Source organism: Penaeicola halotolerans, from assembly GCF_016464625.1.
Lineage (GTDB): Bacteria > Bacteroidota > Bacteroidia > Cytophagales > Cyclobacteriaceae > Penaeicola > Penaeicola halotolerans.
Genome location: NZ_JAEAGO010000001.1, coordinates 268,528 through 280,098, shown reverse-complemented (window position 1 = coordinate 280,098; position 11,571 = coordinate 268,528). Strand labels below are relative to the sequence as shown.

Annotated in this window: 14 protein-coding genes; 4 read left to right on the top strand and 10 right to left on the bottom strand. The window is 40.1% G+C overall.

Annotated features, from left to right (window positions below):
* Positions 1-186 (bottom strand): hypothetical protein, encoded by a 186-nt coding sequence (locus I5349_RS01240; protein ID WP_226388903.1) that lies wholly within the window; start codon positions 184-186, stop codon positions 1-3.
* 122 nt (positions 187-308) lie between these two features.
* On the opposite strand from I5349_RS01240, the gene I5349_RS01235 reads away from it, so the two are divergent.
* Genes I5349_RS01235 through I5349_RS01225 form a run of 3 tightly spaced genes read left to right on the top strand, consistent with a single transcriptional unit; the run spans position 309 to position 2,245 of the window.
* Entirely contained in the window at positions 309-1,262 is a 954-nt protein-coding gene (locus I5349_RS01235; RefSeq protein ID WP_226388902.1) for an NAD-dependent epimerase/dehydratase family protein, read from the top strand.
* On the top strand, positions 1,259-1,705 hold the full coding sequence (locus I5349_RS01230; RefSeq protein WP_226388901.1) for a gamma-glutamylcyclotransferase family protein: 447 nt from the start codon (positions 1,259-1,261) through the stop codon (positions 1,703-1,705). The genes I5349_RS01235 and I5349_RS01230 overlap by 4 nt, the downstream gene beginning before the upstream one ends.
* A 51-nt stretch (positions 1,706-1,756) precedes the next feature.
* Positions 1,757-2,245: a DUF4168 domain-containing protein gene (locus tag I5349_RS01225; RefSeq protein ID WP_226388900.1), complete on the top strand. Its 489-nt coding sequence runs from the start codon at positions 1,757-1,759 to the stop codon at positions 2,243-2,245.
* Positions 2,246-2,313: 68 nt separating this feature from the next.
* Here the strand turns inward: I5349_RS01225 and I5349_RS01220 are convergent, their stop codons facing one another.
* The 3 genes from I5349_RS01220 to rpoN are packed head-to-tail and all read right to left on the bottom strand — an operon-like array spanning position 2,314 to position 5,184.
* Entirely contained in the window at positions 2,314-3,096 is a 783-nt protein-coding gene (locus I5349_RS01220; RefSeq protein ID WP_226388899.1) for an enoyl-CoA hydratase-related protein, read from the bottom strand.
* Positions 3,097-3,109: 13 nt separating this feature from the next.
* The gene (locus tag I5349_RS01215; protein ID WP_226388898.1) at positions 3,110-3,727 is read right to left on the bottom strand and encodes a PA-phosphatase; all 618 of its coding nucleotides are present in this window, start codon (positions 3,725-3,727) and stop codon (positions 3,110-3,112) included.
* Positions 3,727-5,184 carry an RNA polymerase factor sigma-54 gene (rpoN, locus tag I5349_RS01210; RefSeq protein WP_226388897.1) on the bottom strand — a complete coding sequence of 486 codons (1,458 nt, stop codon included), beginning with the start codon at positions 5,182-5,184 and terminating at the stop codon, positions 3,727-3,729. The genes I5349_RS01215 and rpoN overlap by 1 nt, the downstream gene beginning before the upstream one ends.
* 244 nt (positions 5,185-5,428) lie before the next feature.
* On the opposite strand from rpoN, the gene asnS reads away from it, so the two are divergent.
* Complete coding sequence (gene asnS, locus I5349_RS01205) at positions 5,429-6,880, top strand: asparagine--tRNA ligase (RefSeq protein ID WP_226388896.1); 1,452 nt, start codon at positions 5,429-5,431, stop codon at positions 6,878-6,880.
* Positions 6,881-6,938: 58 nt separating this feature from the next.
* On the opposite strand, the gene I5349_RS01200 is transcribed toward asnS, so the two are convergent.
* From I5349_RS01200 to I5349_RS01175, 6 genes are all read right to left on the bottom strand, one after another.
* Positions 6,939-8,195, bottom strand: coding sequence for an MFS transporter (locus I5349_RS01200; protein WP_226388895.1), 1,257 nt, complete (start codon positions 8,193-8,195; stop codon positions 6,939-6,941).
* 112 nt (positions 8,196-8,307) lie between these two features.
* The gene (locus tag I5349_RS01195; RefSeq protein WP_226388894.1) at positions 8,308-8,670 is read right to left on the bottom strand and encodes a T9SS type A sorting domain-containing protein; all 363 of its coding nucleotides are present in this window, start codon (positions 8,668-8,670) and stop codon (positions 8,308-8,310) included.
* Between the two features lie 86 nt (positions 8,671-8,756).
* Entirely contained in the window at positions 8,757-10,061 is a 1,305-nt protein-coding gene (locus tag I5349_RS01190; protein WP_226388893.1) for an MFS transporter, read from the bottom strand.
* A 60-nt stretch (positions 10,062-10,121) separates the two neighbouring features.
* Positions 10,122-10,583, bottom strand: a complete 462-nt coding sequence (locus tag I5349_RS01185; RefSeq protein WP_226388892.1) for an ExbD/TolR family protein — start codon at positions 10,581-10,583, stop codon at positions 10,122-10,124.
* Positions 10,583-11,218, bottom strand: coding sequence for an ExbD/TolR family protein (locus I5349_RS01180; protein WP_226388891.1), 636 nt, complete (start codon positions 11,216-11,218; stop codon positions 10,583-10,585). Before I5349_RS01180 ends, I5349_RS01185 begins: the two co-directional genes overlap by 1 nt.
* Positions 11,218-11,550, bottom strand: a complete 333-nt coding sequence (locus I5349_RS01175) for a hypothetical protein (protein WP_226388890.1) — start codon at positions 11,548-11,550, stop codon at positions 11,218-11,220. Before I5349_RS01175 ends, I5349_RS01180 begins: the two co-directional genes overlap by 1 nt.
* Positions 11,551-11,571 lie beyond the last annotated feature (21 nt).

Sequence of the window (11,571 nt, the reverse complement as noted above, 5' to 3'; positions counted from 1 at the left end):
TTATACTGGGTTGACTAATGGATAATTTCTTCTGATTTGATTGATCAAAAACAGTTTCTGCTGAGTGAAACTTTCTGGGCTTATTTGATCAAAAACCTGTTTGAAAGCTTGCCACCTTTCAGGCTCTCGCTGTTGAAAGGTAACACTGTCAATTTTCTTTTGTTGGAGATAAACTTCAAAGGTCATTGATTTGATGATCCTGTATTTTTAATAAGCCCTATTTTGTTAGATTTGCATCTGATAACCCAAATATAAAACAAAATTCTCTAACAGCTTCTGAGAGAGCCGTGAATGAGACAAGCAATTTTATGGAAAAGATACTCGTAATAGGCGCAGCAGGCCAACTCGGATCAGAACTCACACAAGCCTTAGTAGATCGCTATAGTGGCGAACAAGTGATGGCTACAGATATCAATGCTGCCGCAAATAGTAAGTTTGATTTCTGCAGGTTTCAAGTCCTAGATGTGATGGATAAGAAAGCTTTGACAGACTTAGTAGCCAAAGAGAAATTCACACAAATCTACCACTTGGCAGCCATCCTCTCAGCTACTGGAGAGAAGAATCCACACTTTGCTTGGGCACTCAACATGGAGTCACTACTGACAGTCTTGGAGCTGGCTAAGATTCATGGCATCAAAGTTTACTGGCCATCATCTATCGCAGTATTTGGACCAAATACCCCGATGCAAAATACCCCTCAACACTGCGTCATGGATCCTAATACCGTCTATGGCATCTCTAAACAAGCTGGAGAAAGATGGTGTGAGTACTACTTCCAAAAGTATGGTGTAGATGTGAGAAGCCTTAGATATCCTGGTCTCATAGGCTACAAATCCCTCCCAGGTGGTGGTACTACGGACTATGCTGTAGACATTTATCATAAAGCCATTGCTGGAGAAGCTTTTGAATGCTTCCTATCTGAAAAGACCTATCTACCGATGATGTACATGCCTGATGCGATCAAGGCTACCTTAGACCTCATGCATGCCCCTAAGGAGCAAGTGAAAATCAGGTCTAGCTACAATCTTAGTGGTATGAGCTTTTCACCAAAAGAAATTCACGAAAGCATCTTAAGAAAGTATCCTGACTTTAAAATCAGTTATCAACCTGACTTTAGACAAGCTATAGCTGATAGCTGGCCAGATAGTATCGATGATAGCGCGGCCAGAGCAGATTGGGGCTGGGCACATCAGTATGACTTAGATGCTATGACGGATGATATCCTTGCCAACTTGCCTGCCTATATGAAGCATTTCGTATGAAATTGATCCAATATTTCGGGTATGCAAGTAATTTGCATACCCCAACTTTTTTAGCGCGTATCCAAGACCAAGTCTACGGACAAGAGGTCGTCAAACTTAGTGGCTATACACTCACTTTCGATGGAAAAAATAGTGCTGGTCAAGCAAGGGCCAATATCCAAATAGACCCTAACGCACATACCTATGGAATCCTCTATACGATCTCAGAGGAGGTACTTGACAAGCTTGAAAAAACAGAACCTGGCTACAAACTCATCAATGTAACTGTCGTGACTGACAGTGGAACTCAGACGACACAAACTTTCATCTCACCTGCTCATGCTCAGCTACCACTTGACAAAGAATACCTTGACTTGATGCTCTCAGGTGCTCGTGAAAATGGCTTGCCTGAGACATACATCAACCACATCCAAAAACGAGGTTTTCCAATTTTAGGGCACTAAATCGAGTTTGAGACGTTATTTATATGAACATGTTCCACAAAACAACATATTATGACTTATTCAAACATCCTAAAATCTCTCTTATCACTTTCACTTATCGTTTTGGCTTTTGCCACTACTGCACAGCAGATGCCTCCTCAGCAACAAGTTAGAGACGATTTTAGCGACAATGAAATCAAACAGTTTGTAGACATCAACAAGAAAATCGCTCCCTTGCAAGAAGCAGGTACTCAGAAGATGATGAGTGCTATCACAGAAGAAAAATTAGAAGTGCAGCGATTCAATCAAATCATGGAAGCTATGCAAAAGCAGGATTTAGAATCGGCTAAAGCAAGTCAAGATGAAGTAGCTTCTTTTAATAAAGCGGTGCAAAAAGTACAGGCTATACAGCAGGAAGTCAACAATGAAATACAAGAGAAAATAACTGATGAAGGCATGAAGATCCAGACTTTTACTGAGATCGGAATGGCCTATCAGCAGTCTCCTAAAGTGCAGGAAAAAATCAATAAGTTGCTTGCGGAAGAAAACGAGGACAACTAATCCTTCTTAGTATAAAAAAAAGCTTCAAAATTTACATTTTGAAGCTTTTTTTTATACTTGCTATAATCTCATTTTCCTTGAAAGCTAGGCTTTCTCTTTTCTAAAAAGGCTCTCACGCCTTCTCTAAAATCACTGGTTTGACCTGCTGTCTGCTGACAAAGTGCCTCATAGGCTAAGACTTCCTCCAAAGTTGAGGTAGATGACTTTTGAAGCATCTTTTTGATCAGGCCTACGGCTTTGGTAGGGGCTGTTTCATAATAGGCTACATACTTGGCTACTGTCTCATCTAGCTGTTCCATCGGTACTGCTTTATTGACTAAACCTAAAGATTCAGCCTCTTTGCCTGTGACCTTAGGCCCCATAGTCGCTAGCTCAAAAGCCTTCAAGCTTCCCACCTGTCTCGGTAAAAAATAAGTAGACCCCGCATCCATCACCAATGCAATATTGATGAAAATCTCTGCTAAGTATGCTTCCTCTGCTGCAATGATCAGGTCACAAGCTAAGGCCAAAGAACATCCTGCTCCAGCTGCTACACCATTGAGTCTACAGATGATCGGCTTGGGGAGGTTACGCATTGCTTTGATTAAGGGATTGTATCGCTCAGTAATGATTTGATTGAAATTGATTTTGTCAGGATCGCCAGCAGCTTTGAGGTCTTGACCAGCACTGAAAGCTTTACCCTCTCCTGTGAGTACAACTACTCTGACGCTTTCATCCGAGGCAATTTGCTTGAAAGCACGTTGTAATTCGAAAAGAATCTCAGCATTGAATGCATTGAAAACCTCTGTACGATTGAGCGTCAGTGTGACACAAGCATTGGTTTGGTGATAAGTGATATATTGAAATTCCATAAGCAAGATTTGGTTATGCATAAAAATACACTGCTGCAGCACAGGAAGCAAATCCAAATATGGCTCCTCCTAACACTTCCAAAGGTCTGTGACTATCGAGATAGAGTCTTGCAGACATCACCGCGCCTGTAAGTAGTCCTACTAAAACCAGCGGACCTAATAGACTTGGTTGTTGGAATTTGGCATTCCATGCGATCATGAAGCCTAATATACCTGCTAATCCAGCACTGTGAGCGCTGATTTTCCAAAAGATCGTGATGAAGGAAAGCACCGTGATGACCCCTGTGATAGTCAAAAAGACCAAATTGATCATCGGATCATAGTTGAATCGCTGCTGAAAAAAATAAGCAGAAATGATATAAAAAACCGTGATAGTAAAGAAGGGGATCAAACGCTCTTTCTTCGTTTGCATCTCTAGACTGGCGATCATCCCTGTCCACTTCATCGAGAGAATACTGATCGTGGGGATCACTAGCGTAACTAAGCTGATCAATATCAAAAGCCCTAACTTCACCTCATCACTGATGCTCACCAAGTCTGGTGCATAATAAAATAGGATAATGTAAGTCAGTGTAGGCATTACCAATGGTTGAAAAATCACTGATAATGCCGTGGCTAGTTGTTTATTCACTACAGTTCTTTTCTAAGTCTTGCCACAGGAATATTGAGTTGTTCTCTGTATTTGGCAACAGTTCTTCTGGCTATATTGTAGCCTTTATCATTTAATATTTTCACCAATTTATCATCAGAAAGCGGCTTTTTCTTTTCCTCTTCTCCAATGATTTGCTGAAGGATGCTCTTCACTTCTCTATTGCTCACGTCCTCCCCACTATCGGTAGCAATACCTTCTGAAAAGAAGTATTTGAGTGGGTAAATACCAAACTCTGTCTGAATCGCTTTACTATTAGCCACACGAGAAACAGTAGAGATATCCATACCGATCTCATTGGCGATATCCTTTAAGATCATTGGACGGAGTTTTGTTTCGTCACCTTCTTGAAAAAACTCAAACTGATACTCTAGAATCGCTTGCATGGTTCTCAAAAGTGTATGCTGACGCTGCTTGATCGCATCGATAAACCACTTGGCCGCATCTAGCTTTTGCTTGACGAAGGTCACCGTATCTTTGAGTTTTTTATCTTTCTTATCACTCTTGTCATAGGCGTCAAACATCTCCGCATAAGACTTACTAATTCTCAAATCAGGTGCATTTTTAGAGTTGAGCGACACTTCTAGTTTACCATTGACATTGGTTAGAATGAAGTCTGGGAACAAAAACTGTGTACGCACGATACCATCTGAACTACTTCCAGGCTTAGGATTGAGTTTGATGATGGTATTGACTGCATCTTTGAGTAGCTCTTCATCCTCTTCTATATTGAGTTTTTTGAGGATCTTGTCATAGTGCTTTTTAGTAAATTCATCAAAGCAATCAGACACTATCTGTATAGCTGTAGCCACTACAGGATCTGAGGTATTTTCAAATCGCTCTAGCTGAAGCAATAGGCACTCTTGTAGATTTCTAGCGGCTATACCTGCTGGATCAAATGTTTGAATCTTTCTCAAAACCTCCTCTACCTCATCTGTATCTGTTTCTAAATTTTGAGAAAAAGCCATGTCATTAATGATCGCTTCTATATCTCTTCTGATATACCCATCACCCTCTACACTTCCTATGAGCTGCTCTCCGATCTTTTGCTGATGTTCATTGAGTCTCAAAAAACCCAATTGCTGCATCAACTGATCGTGCAAGGAAGTACCACTAGCTAACGGCATCTCTCTATCATCATCATCAGGATTGTAGTTGCCGTCTCCCTGCATTTTATAGCCAGAGTAGTCTTCATTGAGATAGTCATCTATATTAACATCTCTATCATCTTGACTAAAATCATCTTCGAAATTATCGTCTGCAAAATCTTCTACTTGATCAGTCTCTTCCTTGCCTTCCTCTAATGCTGGATTGATCTCTAGCTCCTCCTCTATGCGAGAGTCTAGCTCCACGGTAGGCACCTGCAGCAATTTTATGAACTGGATCTGCTGCGGAGACAGTTTTTGACCTAGCGATTGACTTAATCCTAATTTTTGCATACCCTCTTAAAAAAAATACTTTTAGCAAATAAGATAATGATTGAAAACGACTGGTACCTCACTTTGTTCTACACTGATGTAGTAATTAATCGAAGTACCTATATCTCTGTCAAATTTATTATAAATCAGACAATTTTTTGATAAAAAGCTGATTATATCGTTTTTTTGTAGCCACATTAATTTGGAGCCTTTTCAAGAAAAAAGGCTTCTTTATCATACATTAGCACTCATATAAAATAAGAAAATGGCTTTTAACAACAGAACCAAGGTAAAAGAGATACTGGCTTCAGCAGAAGTAGGTAAATCTATCGTAGTAAAAGGGTGGGTAAGAACAAAGCGCAGCAATAAGAACGTGACTTTTATCGCACTCAATGATGGTTCGGTGATAAGCAATTTTCAAATCGTAGCAGATCCTAGCCAAATATCCGAAGAGATTCTCAAGAAAGTCACCACAGGAGCTTGTATCTCAGCTGAGGGTGTATTGGCCGCTTCTCAAGGAGCTGGCCAGTCAGTAGAACTTTTGGCAAAAAGTATAGAGATACTAGGGGAAGCTGATCCAGAAAAATACCCATTGCAACCAAAAAAGCACTCTCTAGAATTTTTAAGAGAAATAGGACACCTCCGCATGCGTACCAATACTTTCGGAGCCGTGTTTAGAGTCCGTCATGCTTTAGCCTTTGCAGTGCATAAGTATTTCAATGAGAAGGGATTTCTTTACATGAACACGCCCATCATCACTGGTTCTGATGCCGAAGGTGCTGGTGAGATGTTTCATGTGACTACTCTAGACCTCAATAAGGTTCCTAAGACTGCTGAAGGACAAGTAGATTATAAGCAGGACTTTTTCGAAAAAGAAGCCAATCTCACGGTATCGGGTCAGCTGGAAGGTGAGCTTGCTGCTATGGCACTTGCTGAGATCTATACCTTTGGACCTACTTTCCGTGCCGAAAACTCCAATACCACTCGCCACTTAGCCGAGTTTTGGATGATTGAGCCCGAGATGGCTTTTTATGATCTAGAGGACAATATGAACCTCGCAGAGGACTTCATGAAGTATGTCATCAGATATGCGCTTGACCACTGTGCCGAGGATCTGGACTTCTTGGACAAAAGAGCTGCTGAAGAAGAGCAAAACAAAAAAGCTGATCAAAGAAGCGAGATGGGACTCATTGAGCGACTCAAATTCGTAGTAGACAATGAGTTTGTGAGATTAACTTATACAGAAGCTATTGATATACTTAGAAACTCTCAACCAAATAAGAAAAAGAAATTTGCTTATCCTGTAGAAGGCTGGGGTACTGACTTACAGTCTGAACATGAGCGATACTTGGTAGAGAAGCACTTCAAAAAGCCGGTAATCTTGACAGATTACCCTAAGGAAATCAAAGCTTTCTACATGAGACAAAACGATGATGGTAAGACAGTCAGAGCGATGGATATCCTATTCCCTGGCATCGGAGAGATCGTGGGTGGATCACAGCGAGAGGAGAGACTTGATAAGCTTACTGCACGTATGAAAGAAATGCATGTAGAAGAAGAAAATCTTTGGTGGTATCTAGAAACTAGAAAGTTCGGATCGGCTCCACACTCAGGATTTGGACTGGGATTTGAAAGACTCAACTTGTTTGTATCAGGGATGACCAATATCCGAGATGTAATACCGTTTCCTAGGACTCCTGGTAGTGCAGAGTTCTAAAAGCATTAAACAAAAAAGCTAGCAATTCAATCTGCTAGCTTTTTTTGTGGAACTCTATCTAAATGCTTTTTTCTAAAGCAGTATTTTGACTTGGTACTTCTTGATTGAGATCTACTATAGCTTCTTCATCTACTACTTGCAGCTTGCGAACGACAAACAAACTAATCACCAAAAGTACGATAGAACCATAGCCAATAAGGTTGTAATTAATCAACTCGCCAGAGGTACTTTCTACAATGATCAATCCTGCAATGAAAGAAGCTAAACCTGAGGCCAACTGCTGTACTGAGGAATTGATACTCATAAATCCGCCCCTATTTTTAGGCTTTACCGCACTGGTGATCAATGCCATAGATGGGATCATCCTGCCATTGGATGTCACAAAGAAAAAGGTACTGATCAAGAGGGCATAAATCAATGGTGTAATACCCATATGTGTGATCACTATTATCGGTATGGCATTGAGAATCATGAATATGGTGAAGATTTTCATCTTACCATATTTATCCGCTAGCTTACCTACCCATGGAGAAGTGAATATCGTGGCCAAGCCCCCAAACATGTAAATATAACTAAGCTGCATTTCACTGAAACCTACATTAGCAACCATGTAAGGACTGAGAAATGGTATGATCGAAAACTGACTCAGCATGATCAGTACAGTGAAAAGTAGTGCCCATTGTTGATTTTTGTTGTCGCGAACATTTTTGAGTACCTGTAGCGGATGTGGTCTCGCCTCAGACTTATCCCTCATATGCGCTCTCATGGAAGGGATATATAGCCAGATAAATATAGAGATTACTACTCCAATGGCTCCTAAGAAAATAAAAGGCGCATGCCATGTCCACACGCTCGCTATATAAAGACTAAAAGGTACTCCAAATACCGAGGCCACTGAAAAGGAAGCCATCACGATGCCCATGGCTCTACCCCTTCTCTCATGTGGGATCGCATCTCCTACGATAGACAAAACTAATGCTCCTAATACTCCTCCAAATGCTCCTGTAAATATCCTTGCTGATAATAATAGCACATAGTTAGGGGCAAAAGCACAAGCAAAAGTCCCTAAAGTAAAGCCTAGGAAAGTATAGAGTAAAAGCGTTTTTCGATCAAACTTGTCAATGAAAAAAGCGCCTGCAAAACCAAAGATACCAGCACTGAAAGTATAAGAAGAAACCAGCATCCCAAACTGACTCGGATTGATCTCAAATAGTCTCATGAGCTGAGGTCCGAGCGGCATCATGATCATGAAGTCTACGATATGAGCGAACTGAATGGCTGCTAGAATAAATAAAAGTATTTGCTCTTTTTTCATCAATTAATCAAAATAAAAATGACCACTTTTAGAGTAGCCAATTAGTCAAACACGATCTCTGAGAGATTGGTTTATGAATCTTATGTGAATTTAGAATATTATATAGAATTAATCATTTTTTGTAAAAACGAATCGTTTTTCTAGACTGAGGTTCATGACCGCTCAGTACTACGACATAAATGCCTGAAGCTAAGTCTCGCACGTCTACTACGATCTTATCTGATAGATTAGTCACTGGTAGGGATAATTTATTGCCGATGATACTAAAGACTTCTACCTTGGCTAAGTCAAGCTTACCTTGATTCACTTTGATATTGAGAAAATCAGTTGCAGGGTTTGGGAAAAGATCCACGGAAATCACCCTTTCAGAGAGACCTGATTCATTGATGAATCCTGTCTTTTGAGAGACAGCTTGAGCAGAAGCCATCAAAACACTTCCTAACAAAAATAAAGCTATAAGTACACCTGTTTTCATATCACCAAATAATCATTCAATTACGAAAAGATTATTGGCAAATCACAAGCCAAATTGTGCACTTTAATAAATTTTAACAATAAAAATTACGTTTGACCCACGGTAACTGCTTTTGTCCTCACGACAGATAAGAGCAACAGGCCAATCACAAAGAATAAAGCTAAAGCTAGTACGCTATTGCGCATGTCTCCAGTCAACTGCTCAATGAGTCCGTAAGAAAGTGTACCCAATACGATGGCCATTTTTTCTGTCACATCATAGAAACTGAAATAAGAAGCATGGTCTGTGGTCTCACTTGGTATGAGCTTAGAGAAAGCAGACCTAGACTGTGACTGGATTCCTCCCATCACCGAACCTACGACAAAAGCCAAAGCATAAAACTGGTAATTGGTGTAGACAAAATAAGCTGCAATACAGATACCTATCCAGATCAGCACCATACTGATCAATGAACGCTTATTGCCGTACCTTTTGGAGATCCAAGCAAATAGATAACTACCTCCAATAGCAACTATCTGTATAATCAGAATCGTTAAAATTAACTGATCTCCAGGCATCTGAAGCTCCTTGTCTCCAAAAGTTGCCGCCAAATACATGGTAGTCTGTACTCCCATAGAGTAGAAAAAGAAAGCCAAAAGAAAGTATTTGATGACGCGCATTTGAATGACTTGTCTGAAAACCTTTTGTATTTCCTGATATCCTTTGAGTAAGATTTTACCACTGACCTTCTTGCCATAGATATTTTCAGGCAAGCGATTAAAGGTAATCTGAGCAAAACCTATCCACCAAAGACCTACCAGTAAAAAAGATAGGCGAGCAGCTTGACCGCCATCTGCTAAAAAGAAAAGCTCTGGCATCTGAATAGTGGCTAAATTAAAAACCATCAAAATCACAGAGCCGATATAACCTAAAGCAAAACCTTTGGCACTTAAGAAATCATACCTATCAGGTGTAGCGATTTCTGGCAGAAAAGCATTGTAAAAAACGATACTCCCTGCATATCCCATACTGGCTAGAACACTACAAAGTATGCCCCACTCTATATGATCTGCATCAAACCAAAACAAACCAATACAAGACACTCCTCCCAAGTAGGCAAAGAACTTCATAAACTTCTTCTTCAATCCTCCATAATCTGCTATACCAGATAATAACGGTGAAATAAAAGCAATCAGTAGAAAGGAAAAAGAGATAGAGTATGAATACAAGACTGTATTCACTATCTCAAACCCAAAGAAATCTACTTGATCATTTTCCTTAAGTCCTTTGGTGACACTGTTGTAATAAACAGGAAAAATCGAAGAGGTGATGACTAGGGAGTAAACAGAGTTAGCCCAGTCATACATGCACCAAGCATTAGTGATTCGCTTGTCGTTCAGTTTGATTTCCATTTTTTCAAAAAAAAAGTCATCCCAATAAAGGAATGACTTTTATATACCATGAATAGTTAATTACAAATCTACTTTCTTGATAGATGCATAGAGTACTTTTCTTGCATTAGCTTCTCTTAGCTCCATCTGAACATCCGTGATAGGACCCATTTTCACTTCTTGGTCTACCTTTAGAGAAATAGTGATCTGATCTCTTTCAATTTCAGACAATTTATCTTTCTCTTCCGTTACCCATCTGAAGATATCATCTACAGAGATGATCGCATCATTGGCTTGGATTCTAGGTTCAGTACCATAAAGTGCTGCATTTTTAGGCTTACCTATGTACAGATAACTCACTAGTGACTTCTTTTCAAGCTTTTGAAGTTGCGTAGCCGCAGGGATTTTCTGCTCTACTAGCAAATCTGTCTCTCTCAACACGGTAGTCACCATGAAAAAGAACAAAAGCATGAAAATGATATCAGGAAGTGCTGAAGTTGGGATGTCCTGACTTGTTCCGGTTTTTTTCTTAAACTTTGACATTAGTTACCTCCCGCTTTTGATGGTTCAGCGATAGAGATGTTCATAGGAATATTTTCCTTACCTCTATCTATTAATTCCCTTTCACCTGGATTTCTAGTGCTAAGCGCTCTGTACTCATCAGCTGACAAGCCTACACGCTCTCCATAGATCTCAAAGTAAGCCTTTTTGATCTCATCAAGTACTTGGAGATATAGCTCATAGCTTGTACCTCTATCCGTCTTGAAAGATACTACCGCTTCACCTGGGTGATCTGAGGAGTTGTCCGCACGGAGTGCTTGCGCTCTTAGAGAAGCAGGCAAACTGTTGAACAATGCTTGATTAGCTTCATCTGGTCTACCGAAGTTTAATATGAACTCTTTAGCCATTACACTGATTTCTTCCACGTCCTCCAGAGGCTCGTCTTCGACAAGCAGTTGATCCGCTGAGTTGATCTGCACTTTGAAGATATTTCTCGCGTTTTTGTCAACTTCTGGTGGAGGAGTATTTTCGTCCGGCTTAGGCGGTAGCAACATCGTGATACCCTTATCAGAGGCTATCGTAGTTGTCACTAGGAAGAATATCAGCAACAGGAATGCAATGTCAGCCATAGAGCCGGCATTCACTTCTGCGCTCATTCTATTTTTACCTTTTGCCATTATTTTACGATTTTACTTACTTCTGTTACAACTATTGAAACGACTGCAATACCAAATAAAAGATAAACCATTGTCAATACGCCACCTATCGTTTGTGATAAGCCAGCGTCAATGTTGAATTTCTCATAAAGTGGTGTCACTTCGTTACCAGAGAGTGAGAAAGATATTAGAAACAATACTACTAATACTCCAATACCCAAACCTGATTTTAACAAACTCTTAGGATCGCTAAACGAGCTGATCAAAGGTCCTACTATGGCTCCTATAATCGCTAAACCTGTAAGGATGTAAGCAACCCATAACATGATATCTACTGCTGAATCTACATTCATATCAAATTGATTTTAAAGTGA

Bases quoted from the DNA above. Each gene is read 5' to 3' on its own strand.
- I5349_RS01230 (WP_226388901.1), top strand. From the start codon at position 1,259: ATGAAATTGATCCAATATTTCGGGTATGCAAGTAATTTGCATACCCCA.
- asnS (WP_226388896.1), top strand. From the start codon at position 5,429: ATGGCTTTTAACAACAGAACCAAGGTAAAAGAGATACTGGCTTCAGCA.
- I5349_RS01190 (WP_226388893.1), bottom strand. From the start codon at position 10,061: ATGGAAATCAAACTGAACGACAAGCGAATCACTAATGCTTGGTGCATG.
- I5349_RS01200 (WP_226388895.1), bottom strand. From the start codon at position 8,195: ATGAAAAAAGAGCAAATACTTTTATTTATTCTAGCAGCCATTCAGTTC.
- rpoN (WP_226388897.1), bottom strand. From the start codon at position 5,184: ATGCAAAAATTAGGATTAAGTCAATCGCTAGGTCAAAAACTGTCTCCG.
- I5349_RS01175 (WP_226388890.1), bottom strand. From the start codon at position 11,550: ATGAATGTAGATTCAGCAGTAGATATCATGTTATGGGTTGCTTACATC.
- I5349_RS01185 (WP_226388892.1), bottom strand. From the start codon at position 10,583: ATGTCAAAGTTTAAGAAAAAAACCGGAACAAGTCAGGACATCCCAACT.
- I5349_RS01220 (WP_226388899.1), bottom strand. From the start codon at position 3,096: ATGGAATTTCAATATATCACTTATCACCAAACCAATGCTTGTGTCACA.
- I5349_RS01180 (WP_226388891.1), bottom strand. From the start codon at position 11,218: ATGGCAAAAGGTAAAAATAGAATGAGCGCAGAAGTGAATGCCGGCTCT.
- I5349_RS01195 (WP_226388894.1), bottom strand. From the start codon at position 8,670: ATGAAAACAGGTGTACTTATAGCTTTATTTTTGTTAGGAAGTGTTTTG.
- I5349_RS01240 (WP_226388903.1), bottom strand. From the start codon at position 186: ATGACCTTTGAAGTTTATCTCCAACAAAAGAAAATTGACAGTGTTACC.
- I5349_RS01235 (WP_226388902.1), top strand. From the start codon at position 309: ATGGAAAAGATACTCGTAATAGGCGCAGCAGGCCAACTCGGATCAGAA.
- I5349_RS01225 (WP_226388900.1), top strand. From the start codon at position 1,757: ATGACTTATTCAAACATCCTAAAATCTCTCTTATCACTTTCACTTATC.